The organism is Candidatus Nealsonbacteria bacterium (genome assembly GCA_019923625.1).
In the GTDB taxonomy this organism is placed as follows: domain Bacteria; phylum Patescibacteriota; class Minisyncoccia; order Minisyncoccales; family RBG-13-42-11; genus JAHXGN01.
In genome coordinates this window covers 1-15950 of sequence record JAHXGN010000003.1, presented here as the reverse complement: position 1 = coordinate 15950, position 15950 = coordinate 1, and the positions used below count along the sequence as shown (strand labels likewise).

Below are 15950 nucleotides of genomic sequence, written 5' to 3'. Positions count from 1 at the left end.
TTAGCTCCTTAAAAAGGAGCTAAGCTCCTGAAGATTGTCAAACCTATGTCAATTATAAAAAAGAAATTAGGTTAATTAGAAATTAGACATTTATGCGTATAGAAACAATACGACATTCTTTATCTCATATTATGGCTTACGCGGTTCAGGAATTATATCCCGGAACTAAGTTTGGCATTGGCCCGGCGATTGAAAATGGATTTTATTATGATTTTGACTTAAAAAGGAGCTTAGCTCCTGAAGATTTGCCAAAGATCGCTGAGAGCAAAGTCTCATCTCTCACCCTCGCTTCGCTTCAGGTAATAGAAGAGAAAATAAGGGGATTAATTAAACAGAATATCAAATTTGAGAAAAAAATTATCTCCAAAAAAGAAGCCAAAAAAATCTTCAAGAACCAACCCTACAAATTAGAGCTAGTCGAAGAGGATAAATCCTCTTCTTCACCCTTCGCTAACGTTCGGGTAATTGAAGAAGTTGCACAGGTCAAACCCCTGCAAATTTATCAATCTGGGGATTTTGTTGATTTATGCTCCGGGCCCCATGTAAAATCGACTAAAGAAATTAACCCGGATGCTTTTAAGCTGACTAAAATTGCCGGCGCTTACTGGAGGGGCTCTGAAAAAAACGTAATGCTGACCAGAATCTATGGCCTTGCTTTTCAAACAAAAAAAGAACTGGCTGACTATCTTAAACTTGAAAAAGAGGCAGAAAAAAGAGACCATCGGCTTTTGGGTAAAAAATTAGACCTTTTTAATATTTCGGAGCAAGTCGGCTCCGGATTGGTTATTTTTCATCCTAAGGGAGCAATTATCCGTCATCTTATTGAAGATTTTTGGAAAAAAGAGCATCAAAAAAGGGGCTATCAATATGTTTATTCGCCCCATATCGGCAATTTAAATCTTTGGAAGACATCCGGTCATTGGGAATTTTATCGGGAAAATTTATACAATCCAATCGGCATTGATGAGGAACAATATCTTCTCAAACCAATGAACTGTCCTTTTCATGTTCAAATTTACAAATCCCAAATTCGCTCCTATAGGGACTTACCCCTTCGCTATTGTGAATTAGGCGCGGTTTATCGTTATGAAAAAGCAGGCGTTTTACATGGGCTTTTAAGGGTTAGGGGTTTTACCCAGGATGATGCTCATATTTTTTGCGCAGGGGACCAAATAACTGAAGAAGTTAAAGGTGTTTTGGATTTGGCTCTTTTTATGCTTGCCTTTTTTGGATTTAAGAAATATGAAGTTGACCTTTCGGTCCGTGACCTGAAAAATAAGTCAAAGTATTTGGGTGATAATAAAATTTGGCAGAAAGCGGAAAATGCCCTGGAATATGTTTTGAAAAAAAAGAAAATTAAATACAAAAGAGCTGAAGGAGAAGCGGTTTTTTACGGACCTAAAATTGATATTAAATTGATTGACGCTATCGGCCGGCCGTGGCAGGGACCAACCATTCAGGTTGATTTCAATTTCCCGGAAAAATTTGATTTAACTTATATTGACAACAAGGGTAAAAAAAGAGAAGTGGTAATGATTCACCGGACGGTTTTGGGGTCAATGGAAAGATTTATTGGCGTTTTACTTGAGCATTATGCCGGGGCTTTACCTTTATGGCTTTCTCCCGAACAAGTTTGGATAATACCGGTTGGCTCTGGCCACAAAAAATACGCCCAAAAAGTAAAAAAGGAGCTTAGCTCCTTTAGGGTTGAAGTTAGAAGTGAAAATGAGACGGTTTCAAAGAAAATCAGAGAGGGGGAAATTCAAAAAATTCCCTATCTTTTAGTTGTCGGAAACAAGGAAGTTAAAGAAAAATCGGTCGGGGTCAGGAAAAGAGGTAAAGGTGATATTGGAATGATGAAAATAGACAAATTTATAGAAAAAATTAAAATAGAAACAAAACAAAAGAAATAGCCAATAATTAATAAAAATATGCCAGAATTATCAGAGTCCACTCAGAAACTTATTCAAAAATACCAAACCTGGTATCAGTCCTTGGGAAAAAAAGAGGGTGTTTCAACCATCCAGGTAGATGAAATTGCTTCAAAAGTAGCCTCCTTTTATGAAAAAATGAGGGGAATAATTGATTGGAGAGACGAACATCTTTTTAGAAAAGGAGCGATTGAAAGAGTTTTAAAAAGAAGGGTTTTTTTTCTGGAAAAGGAAGAAAAAATCGCTCAACCGCTAATTTTAGAATTAATCAGGGGGGGGCATTATCCCAATGATAAAATTGAAGAATCAAAGATAGAAGAAGTTCAAAAAATAATAGATAAATATCTCTATCTTTCCAAAAACAGCCCCCCGCCGCCAAAAGAAAAATTAAAAATTCGGTTGTTTAACTGGATTTTAGAAATTGCTTCTTCGGAAATAGAAGAAACTCTTTCTTCTCCCTCAAAAGAAATGGCTTTAATGGATTATATGACAGAGGTAATGAAAAGGAGGATAAAAGTAAAAGAAGGAGTGTTGGTAATCGGCGGTCTAAGCCAAGAAGAAAAAAATAAACAAATTTTTATTGCCGTCCAAAAAGCCCTTTTTAATTTGGATGAATCATCTATCAGTTACAATCTTTTAAAAAAAAGATATCCAAACTGGAAAAATCTTTCGGCTCAAGAATTATCTCAAATCTCTCAAAACATTTATTCAATCCGGAAAGAAATTGAAAAGGACTTAAATCATCGGCTGGCTAGTAAATTCTATAAAGTTTGCGAGAAATACGACACGGCCTATTTTATTTTAGGAGATATTTTAGCAGAAGACCCGATGGGAATAAAAGAAAAGGTTTTTAAGCCGGAAATATTAGAAGGCAAGATAAAAGAATTTTATCAAAAAAGAGCAAAAAACATAAAAACCAGGTTAAGCCGAGCCGCTTTTTTTGCCACTCTTTCTATTTTTATCTCTAATGTTCTTTCTCTTTTTTTGATTGAATTTCCCTTGGCTAAACTGGTTTGGGGAGAGTTTACTTTTTTGGGAATAGCAGTAAATGTTCTTGGTCCCACTTTTTTGATGTATTTTTTAATTGCCACCATTAAACTTCCGAAAAAAGAAAACATTGATATGGCTGTAATGGAAACAATGAAAATTGTCTACCAAAACAAAAATGAAGATATTTATGAGTTAAGAATTTATCCCCCGAGAGGCGCTATAACCAAAGCTTTAATTACTCTTTTTTATCTGACGGGCTTTGGTTTGGTTTGTTGGCTCATCAGCTGGCTTCTTTTTAAAATCCATCTTCCCGTTACTTCTCATTTTGTTTTTATAGTCTTTATTTGTTTAATTTCTTTTGCCGGAATGAAAATTAGAAGAAGAGTAAAAGAATTGGAAATAATTGAAGAAAAAGAAGGAGTTTTCTATTTTTTAGTTGATTTGTTCGCTATTCCAGTCGCTCAATTGGGTAAATGGTTAACCTCTCGGTGGAAAAAAATAAACATTATTTCAAATTTTTTTAATTATTTAATTGACTATCCTTTTCAGACCTTTACCGAATTTTTGGAACAATGGCGTTGTTTTCTGAAAGAAAAAAAAGATGAAATTTATTAAATACCTGAGCGTCAGCAAAGGTAAAAAGGTCGAGCGACAATTATTCTTAACAATCAAATCGCTATGTCTAAATTAACTAAATTTTTTCTTACGCTAATTTTTGCTGGAATGTTATTAGTTCCAGCCATCACCTTATCCCAAGAAACAGAAGCACCACTGCCAGAAGTCACTGAAGCAGTCAATCTGGATGAAGATGTTCAGCCGGAAGATTTAGGAGTTGGTCAGCCAAGGCTTTTGCCAGATAATCCTTTTTATTTCCTGAAAAATTGGGCCAGAGAAATCCGGAGCTTTTTCACTTTTGACCCGGTCAGAAGGGCGGAATTGAGAATGAAATTTGCTAACGAGAAATTGATGGAGGTAAGAAAAATAGTTGAGATGGAAAAAAACTTAGAAACGATAAAGAGAGCCATTGAAAATTATCAAGAAGGGACAGAAAGGGTTAGGAGGCAGACAGAAAGAATTAGGGAAAGGGCGAGAGAAAATCTGAGGGTGGAAAGTTTTCTTAATAAATTTATTCATCAACAGACCTTGCATCAAAAACTTCTTCAGAGATTAGAAACTCAGGTTCCGCCTCCTGTTTTTGAAAAAATAAAAGAAGCCAGAGAAGAGCATCTGAAAAGATTTCAAGAAGTGATGTTAAAACTGGAAGATCGGCATGAAAAAATTACTGAAAAATTAGATAAAATACTGGAAGAGCAAGAGGGCAGCCAATTCAAAGAATTTAAGAATCTGGAGGTGCTGAAGAATTTGGAAGAGAAATTACCAGAAGAAGCCAGGGAGGCAATTCGAAGAGCTCAAGAAAATGCCCTGAAAAGATTACAAAGAGGTTTAGAAGAGATGAGCCCTGAAAACCAAGAAAAGTTTCAAGAATATGTCGGGAAAATTTCTGGCCAGAAAGAAAAGCACTTGGAAATTATGGGTAACCTTAGAGCTGAAATTAGGACCAGAAAACTAAGAGAAGTTGATAACGAAAAAGTTGAAATGATTCGGGATTTAGAAGAAAAAATTGGGAAAGGGAAGACAAAAATTATTGAGAGGGTAAGTGAAATTGTAGGGGGGAAGATTGATTGTCCTTTTTGGGCGCCGCCTATCCCTGGATTCTGTAAAGAAGGAAGAATGATTATTGAGAAAGACCCAGAAACTGGTTGTCCCCTACCTCCAAGATGTATTATTCCTGGGGAAATAGAGATTCCGAAACCACCGATTCAACCAGTTCCTCCTGAAAGACCTGAACCGGGGTTTTGTATTACCATATGGGACCCGGTCTGCGGCAAAGATGGCAAAACTTACAGCAACGAATGTTTTGCCAGATTAGCTGGAGTAGAGGTTGATTATAAGGGAGTTTGTAGGCCAATAGAAAAACCAATACCAGAACCGCCAATAAGGATACCAGAGCCGCCAATAAGGATACCAGGACCGCCAATAGAAAGACCAATAATAGGGCCGTTGATACCGTTGATAGAGAGACCAACAGAAATGCCTGAAATAATGCCTCCTCCCCCAATCAGATAAAAACACTCGGACAAAAACACAAGGAGTTCTCAAGGGACTGTTCCTTGGGAGTGGTTTTTTGAATTGAAAAAAAGCTGAAAATTCTGTTAAGATAAGACAATATGAAATATCATATTATTACCTACGGCTGCCAAATGAATAAGAGCGATTCAGAACGAATTGCTATGTTTTTAGAAAAGAAAGGATATAAACCTGCCTTAAATATTAATTGGGCCGATTTGATTGTGGTTAATATGTGCTCAGTAAGGCAGCCAGCAGTTGATAGGGTTTATGGCTTAATTCCAAAATTTGACAAACTAAAAGCTAAAAACGAAAAGCTAAAAACTATTTTAACGGGTTGCATTCTAAAAGAAGATAGAAAAAAATTTGCCAAACATTTTGATTTTATTTTAGATATTAATAACCTGCTAAAATGGCCGGAAATGATCAAGAAAAAAGAATACGTCTTAATTAAGCGATCGCCGAATTATTACGTATGTGATTATTTGAAAATTGAGCCAAAATATAAAACTTTTCCTTTGGCTTTCGTTCCAATTTCTAATGGCTGTAATAATTTTTGTGCTTATTGCGTTGTCCCTTATGTCAGGGGTCCTTTGGTTTGCCGCGACTATAAAGAAATTTTGAAAGAGGTAAAAAATGCTGTTCAAAAAGGTTTTAGAGAAATTTGGCTTTTGGGTCAAAATGTCAATCGCTATCGCTCAAAATCAAAAATCAAAAGCCGAGCGTCAATTTGTGGAAGCGAGGCGGGAGAAGAGAACGAAGTTCTCTGCGACCATCAAAAATCAAAAATAATAGATTTTGCCAAATTACTAAAAATGGTCAATGATATTCCTGGCGACTTTAAGTTCTTTTTTACTTCGCCTCATCCCAGTGATTTTTCCGATGAATTAATTAATACTTTAGCCAAGTGTGAAAAATTTGGAAAATATCTTAATTTGCCGGTTCAATCCGGGGATAATGAAATTTTAAAAAAGATGGGCCGGCCGTATACGGTGGAACAGTACAAAAAGATAGTTAGAAAAATTAGAAAGAAAATTCCTGAGATTAATTTATCAACCGATGTTATTGTTGGCTTTCCTGGAGAGACAAAAAAACAATTTGAAAATACAGTCAAATTATTTAAAGAAATCAAATTTAATTTGGCCTATATTTCTAAATACTCTCCCCGGCCAGGCACAGCTGCTTTTCAAATAAAAGACAATGTTCCTTTAGAAGAAAAAAAGCGAAGAGAAAAATGTCTAAGAAACTTATTGTCATTGTAGGGCCAACTGCTTCCGGGAAATCGGATTTGGCAGTGAAAATCGCTAAAAAAATCAAGGGCGAGATTATTTCGGCTGACTCAAGACAGGTTTACAGGGGAATGGATATTGGCACGGGAAAAGTAACCCCCGATACTAAAAATTCTTCGAATTTTAGTACGGGGCAAGTAAAAAAGAAATATATTTTCACACACAAAGGAATTCCACATTATTGCATTGATGTTGCCTCGCCAAAAACAAGATTTAATATTGTTCAATATAGAAAATTAGCCCTAAGGGCAATAAATAAAGTTTTTAAAAAAAGTAAAATCCCCATTCTTTGCGGCGGGACTGGTTTTTATATTCAGGCAGTAGTTGATGGAATAATAATTCCTGAGGTTCCGCCTGATTGGAAGTTACGAAAAAAATTAGAAAAAAAATCGGTTAAAGAACTTTACCAAATTTTAAAAGAACTGGATCCAAGAAGAGCAAAGACAATTGAAAAAGAAAATCCGAGAAGATTAATTCGGGCAATCGAGATTGTAATGAAGACAAAGAAACCGGTTCCTTCTCTTAAAAGGGCGCCACTACCCTATCCAGCGTCGAAGAAGACTTCGTCTTCTTCTCCACCTTCGCTTCCTTCGGAACCTCGGTTTTTGATAATTGGAATTAAAAAAGAAAAAAAGGAGCTAAGCTCCTTAATTAAAAAGCGACTTTTGAAAAGACTACAACCCACCCACCACCCTAAATTGATAACCGAAGTTAAAAAACTAAGGAAATCAGGATTGTCTTGGAAAAGATTAGAAGAATTTGGCTTAGAATACCGACATGTCGCCCAATATCTTCAAGGGAAATTAAAATACAATGAAATGACAGAGAGAATCCAAAAAGAAAGCGAACACTTTGCCAAGCGTCAAATGACCTGGTTTAAAAAAGACAAAAGAATTATTTGGATAAAAGATTACAAAGAAGCGGGAAAATCAGTAGAAAAATTTTTGAAAAATAAATAAAGAGGCTTTATTCCTCTCCCCCTATCTCTTCCTCTTCTCCCATCTCTATTTTTCCTTCTGAAACTAGATCCATTATTATCCTCCATGGTTCAAATTTCAAAATGAGGGTACTGGTATCTCCCCTTTTTTTCCACCCCGCACTAATTCCAGCTCTAAAAAGTTCATTAAGTGTTTCAATGGAAACTCCCTCGGCTGGAATCTCAACCCTTCCTTTCTTATTCAACTCTTTTATGGTTTCATAGAGACTCGTTTTTTTTCCTTTCTCAAATAAGGGCAAAGGTTTCAATTTAATAACTTTTTCTCCTTCTTCCAATTTGAATATTGTTCCTTCGTAAGTTCGAAGGATTTCTCTCTCTATATTCGTCAATTTTTCAGTTGGTACCCCTACTTCCTCTCCTTCTATTGCCCTTAATATAAAGCTATGAATTCCCGCGCCCTCTTTTTTAATCACTTTTTCTTTTTCCATCCCTCCTCCTTCTTTCATCACCTCCTCTCCTCCTTCTTTTTTTATCTCTCCTTCTTGATTTTTTGGAATCTCTTGGCGAAAATTTTCCATATTTGAAGTTAATTATTAAGAATAATTGTTGCTCGACCTTTTGTGTTTATTGGGTTATTGGGGTCAACTCTATTTTCATATATCCCTTTTCATTAAACTTTTGACAAAGTTTTATTCAAAACATTTCTGACTATTTGGGGATTGGCTTTGCCTTTTGTTTGAGCCATTATTTGACCGATTAAGAATTGAAAAGCATTTGCTTTTCCTTTTTTATAGTCATCAACCGCTTTTGGATTTTTAGAAATTACTTCTTTGATGATTTTTTCAATTTCGGTCTCATCAGTTATCTGAACTAATCCTTTTTCTTCAATAATATGAGAAGGGTCGGCGCCGGTTTTAAACATCTCTTCAAGAACTATTTTGGCGATTTTTGATGAAATTTTTCCCTCATAAATTAGGGTAATAAATTCAGCAAAATTTTCCGGAGTAATTAAAAACCCCTGACTGGCAACCGATACTTCCTTTAATAATCCTTGCAGATCAGTAATTAAATAATTTGTGGCTAATTTTATTAGATTTAAAAGTTTTTCCCGGGGAAGTCTTGGCCCAAGTTCACTAACCACTTTTTCAAAATACTCGCCGAGGTCTTTATTTTGAACAAAAACTTCAATTGCCGAGTTCCCCAGGGTGGGACAAGGTGGAAGATGAGGCTTCGCCTCAGCGACCTCTTTATCTAATAAATTGTATTCTTTTTTAAGGCGCTCCCTTCTTTGTTGGGGAAGTTCAGGAATTTCGGCTTTGATTTTTTGAATTTCTTCTTTGGTAAAGTGAAGAGGTGGTAAATCCGGTTCAGGAAAATATCTATAATCATGGGCCTCTTCTTTTTCTCTCTGGGAAACGGTAATACCTTTTACATCGTCCACGCGAGCGCCAGCGAAGCGGCGAGATGAAGCAGTAGCTTCATCGAGCCAACCCCGCGTTTCCTGAATAACCTTTCCTTTTTTATTTAATATTTCTGTTTGCCTTTGAATTTCATATTCAATAGCCCTTTCTACGGACTTGAAAGAATTAAGATTTTTTATCTCAACTTTTGTGCCCAATACTCCTTTCTCTTTGCTCAAAGAAATATTAACTTCCACTCTCATCTGTCCTTTTTCCATATCGGCATCAGAAACATCAAGATAATGGAGAATTAAATGGAGTGTTTCAGCAAACTTTCTTGCTTCTTTGGCCGAAGTAATATCCGGTTCAGTAACTAACTCCATCAAAGGAATTCCGGCCCGATTAAAATCAACCAAGGAACAATCTTTTTCATGAATGAGCTTGCCGGTATCTTCTTCCAGATGAACTCGGCGAATGCGAATTTTCTTCCCGTTGATTTCCAAATAGCCCTCCCTACAAAGAGGCATATCATATTGCGATATCTGATAGCCCTTGGGAAGGTCGGGATAAAAATAATTTTTCCTGTCAAATTTTGAATATTCGGGAATTTGGCAATTCAAAGCCAAACCGGTTTTTATCACCTTTCTTACTGCTTCCTTATTTATCGCTGGGAGGGTTCCCGGATGTCCAAGGCAAGTTGGACAAACATTAATATTGGGATATCTTTCATTGGGATCATTGGCGCAAGAACAAAACATTTTACTTTTTGTATTCAATTCTATGTGTACTTCAAGGCCAATGGTTGATTGATACATAAAATTTTATTCTATTCTGTTATTCTACCGTCTTCTATTGTTTTTATCTCTTTTCCTTTTGCTTCGTTGACAATTTCTACTCCCGAACTCGTTCCAATAATATCAGCCCCGGCTTCAACCATCATTTTTAAATCCTGCAAATTTCTGATGGAGCCGGCTGCTTTTACCAATAAACCGGGGGCGGATTCTTTCATAATTCTGATATGTTTTGCTTTTTCCGGCAACTCCATCCTGTCCAAAGGGTCGTTTATGGTGGCGGTTTTGACGCAAATTGCTCCGGCTTCTTTTGTAATTTCCGATGCTTTTTTTATTTCTTCGTCGGTCAGATAACCGGAACCGATTATCACCTTTATTGGCAAAATCCGGCAGATTTCTTTTAAATCATTTAAAACCTCCTCGTATTTCCCATTTTTAAAACTATCTATTTTCATGACCACATCAACCTCGTCTGAGCCGTTTTCTTTGGCTTTTTTTACCATTTTAATTCTTTCTTCATGAGAACTAGCGCCGGTTGGCTCATCTATTAAAGTTATAACCTTAATCTCGGTGTCTTTCAGCAATTCTCCGGCTAATTTCGTATATTCCGGGAAAATACAAAAACCCCGAAAACCGTATTCTTTTGTTTCTTGGCAAACCTTTTTTATTTCTTCCTCGGTTGCTCCTTTTTTAAGAAACGTTTGGTCAATTAATTTAGCTGTGTTTTCCATAATTTTTTGCTGCTAAATATGTGTTTTTTAATAATAAAGCGACTGTTAAGGGTCCAATGCCGCCGGGCACCGGAGTTAAGAAGCTCGCTTTTTCTTTTACGCTTTCTCTATCAACATCGCCGACTACTTTCTTTGGTCCAATTTTAGTAATGCCGGCATCAATTAAAATTGCCTTATCTTTTATCATATCGCCCTTAATAAAACTGGGGCGACCCAGAACCGCAACAAGAGCATCTGCCCTCTTTAATTTGTCCCGCACTTTTTTAATTTCAAAAGAGAGATGCTTTTTTGTTAAAATATAATCTATTTTAATTCCTTCTTTTTTTAAAAAAAGTTTAAACGTTTCCCCTAAAATTTTTGAATTGACTAAGGCAACGATTTTCTTTTTTTTGAAAATCTTTGTTGCTCTTTTCATGCTAAATAAAATTGCTGAAAGCAATACAGGCGAAAAGCAGCTGTTTTTTCTAAAACCGTCAACATCCTTTTTTGGATTTATGGTTCCTATAATTCTATTCGGATTGAATTTTTTGGGAAGAGGTAACTGAACAATAACTCCATGGACAGAAGAATTATTATTCAAGTTTTTTATTTTTTGAATAATTTTTTCTTCTTTTACCCGAGCGTTAGCGAAGGGTAAAGAAGAGGATTTATCCTCTTCGACTACCCGAGCGTTAGCGAAGGGTAAAGAAGAGGATTTATCCTCTTCGACTACCCGAGCGTCACAGCGAAGGGGCGGAGATGAAGATTTATCTTCATCGACTACATTTCTTTTGAATTTATAAAGAACCAACTTTATGCCAATTTTTTTAGCCGCCCTTCTTTTTAATTTTATGTAGAGTTTTGATGTTTTGTCTTGACCGACCAAGATTACAGCTAATTTGGGTTTAAGTTTTTCTTTAGATATTCTTTTTTTCAAATCCAATAAGATTTTTTCAGCTGTTTTCTTACCATTGAAAATCCTCATAGATTGAGATAAATTGAAAACTTATTTAAATCTTAGATGAAGATGAGTTTAAAATTTAAACTCATCGTAGATTGGAAACTTTTTAACCATCCTTTTTACTTCTTTTTTAATCTCGTTTTTAATTTTTCGATTATTAATATTCTTTATTAATTTTACAATTAGTCGCACAACATGTCTTGATTCTTTTTCCTTTAATCCCCGGCTGGTTATGGCTGGAGAGCCCAGCCTAATACCCGAAGGATTATAAGGGGGTCTTTTGTCAAAGGGAATAGCATTGCGGTTAACATAAATGCCAACCTTATCTAATTCATCCTGGATTTTTTTAGAACTGTCCCCAAAAGGAGAAACATCTATGACCATTAAATGGTTGTCTGTTCCGGAGCTTACCACTCTTATCCCCTCTTTTATAAATTCATCAGCCATAGCTTTGGCGTTAAGGAGAATCTGTTCCTGATACTTCCTAAAAGAAGGTTTCATTGCTTCCAAAAAACAAACGGCTTTAGCAGCAATTACATGGTCTAAGGGTCCGCCCTGTGTGCCGGGGAAAACCGCTTTATCAATTTTTTGAGCTAAGTTGAGTTTTCCTTTTGGATCTAATCTGTCTTCAGTTTTAGATAATATTAATCCAGCCCTCGGACCTCTTAGGGTTTTATGGGTGGTGGTAGTCACCACATCGCAATAAGGAAACGGATGGGGATGAAAACCAGTTACTACTAAACCAGCAATATGGGCAATATCGGCCATTAAATATGCTTTGGCTTTATCAGCAATTTTTCGAAAACCTTTGAAATCAAGCTTTCTAGAATAAGAAGTGGTGCTGACAATAATTAATTTTGGTTTAAATTTTAGGGCGATTTTTTCAACTTCTTTCAAATCAACCTTTTCTGTTTTTGGATTAACTCCATAATAGGCAAATTTATATAATTTTCCTGAAAAATTAACCGGAGAACCGTGAGTTAAGTGGCCGCCGGCCGATAAATCAATTCCTAAAACCTTGTCTCTATAATTAAGCAGGGCTAAATAAACTGCAGCGTTTGCCTGAGAACCCGAATGGGGCTGAACGTTGGCCTGCTCTGCTTTAAATAATTTTTTTGCCCGATTAATCGCTATCTGCTCAATTTCATCAATAAATTCATTACCGCCATAATACCTTTTTTGGGGATAACCCTCTGAATACTTATTGCTCAAGGGCGTACCCATAACTTTCAGAACAGCTGAAGAGGCGTAGTTTTCTGAGGCAATTAAAGTCAAGCCTTCCTTTTGCCGAGCAATTTCTTTTTTGATTAAAGCGTAAATTTTAGGATCAGTTTTTGAAAGTTTCATTATAAATATATTCTAATAAAATTTTACTAATTTTACAAATAAAAAGAGGTGTTAGACACCGAGTGTCTAACATGTCAGGTGTCTAACATGTCATCGCAGTTATTTCATTTAAATATCGTCAAACATCACTGGTATTCGCTGTTTAACGTCGTTTAAGAGATTGGTCATTACCTGGCGGATTTCCCAGTGAGCGTTTGGAGCGGTTCGTAATTTGAAAACATGTCGCCATTCCCGAAAATTAGCGGTCATTACAATTTGGGCTTTAATGGCAGTTGGTAAAACTTGCCGAGCGTCTTCTGGTAGCCAATCAGCCTTTCTCAAGCCCCGATACATTTGTTCATTCAAATCCATCCACTCTTGAAAAGAAACTTTTATTTTTGTACCATTTGGAAAATCCAGTTCTACCAACTTCTCATTAGGGTCTTTGTCCGGCGGAACAACTGCTTTAAAATTGCTTTCATCAACATAACGCGTAGATTCTTGGGTAAAAGAAGCTAATCTATGGCGCACTAACTCATGGGTATTTCCACACCAAACGGGAATTCCATTTCTACGAACATATAGTGTTCCATTGGGGACCGTCACGCACCTAACCATTCCTTTATATTTAACAAAAGAGTCATGTTTTCTTCCGTGTGTATTTATTCTAGGTTCGCAACGGTTTGCTTGACTGACTGAAATTATATATGACAATATTTTCTTATTTACTACCTGTCTATTCAAAACATGAGAGTCCCCTATCCTATTATCTACTCTAATCTTTGCAGATTCACCCATTTTAAGAAATAACTCTTGTAGATCGTCTGCTATCTTAGAAGAGGATGTGTATATTACTCTATGATGGTTTTTCTTATGAATATTACCATCACCTTCTATATATGCCTGTACAAAATATTTAATTTGCTTGGGCGCTAATGCTTTTATGAATTTAGGTATAAATCTATTTTCTTTTTTGCCAAATTTCCTAAGATACTGAACTAAAACATAATTTGAAAAACTAATTCCTGATTTCTCAATTTTGACATTAAATTGTAGTTTTTTACAGATTTTAGCTATTTTTTGCTTAATAAGCCTTTTATGCTGCGCAATTCTCACTTTTACACCACCAGTTCTTCCTTCTTTAGTTGTTTTGTAATCACTTAATCCTCCATCAGACAAGTAGTAACCTAAAAATTGAAGAAAAGTATTCATTTCCACTTTAAACCCTATCTTTGTACCGTGTTTCGAAGTTTTAACTTTAGGTAAAGAGAAAAATTTTCTATAACATCCTTTCCAATTAGCGTTCTTTTTATAACATATTCTTTTCCCAACTATTTCTTGTGTTTGAGCGATAAAAAGTGATTGTTTTACTCCCGATCTTCTACGATCAGGTTTTCTTACAACCATTCTATGGTTCGGTGTAACCAAAAGATCAACCATACTAGATTTTACCTTGTACATTTTACTATTCCAAAACACATCTGTTCTATCTATAGCTTTTTGATACTCTAGATTTTCAGTTTTTAAATTAAGAGTGGCAAAATAATCTTTAGAGATATCCACATCTTTAAAATATTTCCAACCCTCTCTGGTTAAAATTTGTGTTTTTTCATCATAACAGAATCCCCTGCAAACATTGTTAAATTCTACTGTCATACAAGAATGCTCAAGAACGCTTTCATGTCCTCTATCTCTTAACATTTTCACAAATATAGCAGCTGATTCATCAGTAATTTTATCTCTGCTTTGATAGGCGGTCCGACCGGCAATTTCAATTAACTGTAAAGGATTTTCGCCATCTAAACCTGCCATAATGGCTAATATTCTATGACTGCCTTTGTTTTTTAAGATATTTGCCATATTAAATATCAAGAATGCTTTTAATTTCTTCAAAAAACTTCTTTAATATTATTCTAATTCATTTAATCGTTACCAATCTCGAGCCCCATCATCATGCCAGTTCTCCCCTACTAATTGTTTAATTTCTCCTCTTGCAGTAAGTTTTGTTTTAAATTCTTTGGCTAAAAAAGGTAAGAAATCTTCAAAAACATTTTTTAAATTTATACGAGGATCATTGTTATAAATTCTGAAAGCATTTAATTCTCCTTGTTCATTTATTCCAATTAGAACTCGACCTAAAACTTCTCCTTTTTCATTTTTAGCCCAGATTACTTTTTTATTAATATCTACTGCATTGCAAACAGCGCTTTGTTCGCTTCCTCCTTTTATTCTTAAACAAGAACCAATTACTTTTTGTCCCATTTGAAGTGTTTTTAAGGGATCTTCTTCTGTTTCTAAGATAATCTTTGAAGGAAGCTTACTTTGTTCTGTTCCTTCAAGAGAATGAATAGCGCTAATATGGGTTTTAATGTCTTGGCTAAGATGAACAGGAATTCTTTCTTTATTTTCTGAAAGAATTCTTTCAATTTTTTCAATTTTTGTTTCTTTAGGAATTTCAATACCTGCTTCTTGTAAATGTTCAATTATTTCTGTTATTTCTCGGTTCCTACTCTCTACTAAAGAACTTTCATAATCTTTACTTTTTACAGTAGTATATTCTTTTGAAAAATGGGTTAACCAAGCAGTAGTGTTTATTTTATTTTCCATTAAAGATATCCAATCTCTATTTTTTTTCCAATCAAGAGGTCTTTTCCCTTGAATAAAAAGTTGTTCTAAGATTTCTTTGTTTGTTTGTTCTTCTTTATCTTCTAAAACTTTATGAAGCCTAGTGGCAAAGACAATATCTTCTGTTATATCTCCTAGTGTCCATTTTTTGGTTGATAGTTTTTCAAAATAATTTATGAGATTTTTTTTAGGAGAACTTAGAATTGCTTCTCTAATTAAATGATCTTTTTTATCTTGAATCTCTCTTTGAAGTTGTTTTTCCTTTTTCTGAGGAGTTCTAATTTCTTCTCCCCTATCTTGTATCCCTTTTATTTGTTTACAAATTTTAAACTCATATTTATCAGGATTACTTAAAACTGATTCTAAAGTGATATCTTTGAATCTTTCTTCCTTAATTTCTTTAATCTCTTTGGTAATATTTTCAAAATCTAAAAATTCACCATACTCTGATAACTTTACCCAATCTTTAAGTGAAAGAAGCTGAATATCTTCTTTAATGCTTTCAAATTGAGGAAGAAAGTCATTTAAATCTTTAAGAGAATTTTTTTCTACTTTTCTTAATTTTTTAAGACCAGAAAAGATTTCTTCTCTTTTAGAATTATCTTTTATTAAAAAGTAAAAGTTATAATTTTTATATAATATATCTTTTAATAGATTCTTGTTTCTTTCATATCTTTGTTTAAGGATTTTTTCACCTTCTTCCAATGTTTCACCTTCCCAGTCAAAAAAATGTAGATAATTAAAGATATTTTCTTCATTATTTCGGCTTTTTTTAAGTTCTTTTTGGAAAAAGTCTTGTATTTGTTTTTTCTTATCTTGAACTTTTCCTTTCATTAAAATTACTGAAGGATAAACATAACCTT

General features: G+C 34.9%; 12 protein-coding genes. 5 read left to right on the top strand and 7 right to left on the bottom strand.

Annotated elements, in window-relative coordinates; all coding sequences use genetic code 11:
• Positions 1 to 92 precede the first annotated feature (92 nt).
• The 5 genes from thrS (at position 93) to miaA (ending at position 7296) form a co-directional block, all read left to right on the top strand.
• A complete protein-coding gene (thrS, locus tag KY055_00720) occupies positions 93 to 1913 on the top strand; it encodes a threonine--tRNA ligase (protein MBZ1345160.1) in 1821 nt (606 codons plus the stop codon).
• Between the two features lie 18 nt (positions 1914 to 1931).
• Positions 1932 to 3536 carry a hypothetical protein gene (locus KY055_00715; protein ID MBZ1345159.1) on the top strand — a complete coding sequence of 535 codons (1605 nt, stop codon included), beginning with the start codon at positions 1932 to 1934 and terminating at the stop codon, positions 3534 to 3536.
• 837 nt (positions 3537 to 4373) lie between these two features.
• Complete coding sequence (locus KY055_00710) at positions 4374 to 5048, top strand: Kazal-type serine protease inhibitor family protein (GenBank protein MBZ1345158.1); 675 nt, start codon at positions 4374 to 4376, stop codon at positions 5046 to 5048.
• 101 nt (positions 5049 to 5149) lie between these two features.
• The gene (locus tag KY055_00705; GenBank protein ID MBZ1345157.1) at positions 5150 to 6310 is read left to right on the top strand and encodes a MiaB/RimO family radical SAM methylthiotransferase; all 1161 of its coding nucleotides are present in this window, start codon (positions 5150 to 5152) and stop codon (positions 6308 to 6310) included.
• The gene (gene miaA, locus KY055_00700; GenBank protein MBZ1345156.1) at positions 6283 to 7296 is read left to right on the top strand and encodes a tRNA (adenosine(37)-N6)-dimethylallyltransferase MiaA; all 1014 of its coding nucleotides are present in this window, start codon (positions 6283 to 6285) and stop codon (positions 7294 to 7296) included. Before KY055_00705 ends, miaA begins: the two co-directional genes overlap by 28 nt.
• A 7-nt stretch (positions 7297 to 7303) precedes the next feature.
• Here the strand turns inward: miaA and KY055_00695 are convergent, their stop codons facing one another.
• The 7 genes from KY055_00695 to KY055_00665 form a co-directional block, all read right to left on the bottom strand.
• Positions 7304 to 7852 carry a hypothetical protein gene (locus KY055_00695; GenBank protein MBZ1345155.1) on the bottom strand — a complete coding sequence of 183 codons (549 nt, stop codon included), beginning with the start codon at positions 7850 to 7852 and terminating at the stop codon, positions 7304 to 7306.
• 92 nt (positions 7853 to 7944) lie between these two features.
• Complete coding sequence (gene gatB / locus KY055_00690) at positions 7945 to 9489, bottom strand: Asp-tRNA(Asn)/Glu-tRNA(Gln) amidotransferase subunit GatB (GenBank protein ID MBZ1345154.1); 1545 nt, start codon at positions 9487 to 9489, stop codon at positions 7945 to 7947.
• Between the two features lie 11 nt (positions 9490 to 9500).
• Entirely contained in the window at positions 9501 to 10196 is a 696-nt protein-coding gene (deoC, locus tag KY055_00685) for a deoxyribose-phosphate aldolase (protein ID MBZ1345153.1), read from the bottom strand.
• Positions 10180 to 11160, bottom strand: coding sequence for a bifunctional 5,10-methylenetetrahydrofolate dehydrogenase/5,10-methenyltetrahydrofolate cyclohydrolase (locus KY055_00680; protein MBZ1345152.1), 981 nt, complete (start codon positions 11158 to 11160; stop codon positions 10180 to 10182). Before KY055_00680 ends, deoC begins: the two co-directional genes overlap by 17 nt.
• A gap of 48 nt (positions 11161 to 11208) precedes the next feature.
• Positions 11209 to 12486, bottom strand: coding sequence for a serine hydroxymethyltransferase (locus KY055_00675; GenBank protein MBZ1345151.1), 1278 nt, complete (start codon positions 12484 to 12486; stop codon positions 11209 to 11211).
• A 105-nt stretch (positions 12487 to 12591) separates the two neighbouring features.
• Entirely contained in the window at positions 12592 to 14322 is a 1731-nt protein-coding gene (thyX, locus tag KY055_00670; GenBank protein MBZ1345150.1) for an FAD-dependent thymidylate synthase, read from the bottom strand.
• A gap of 69 nt (positions 14323 to 14391) precedes the next feature.
• Positions 14392 to 15950: hypothetical protein (locus KY055_00665; GenBank protein ID MBZ1345149.1), on the bottom strand; the 1559-nt coding region annotated here is incomplete at its 5' end.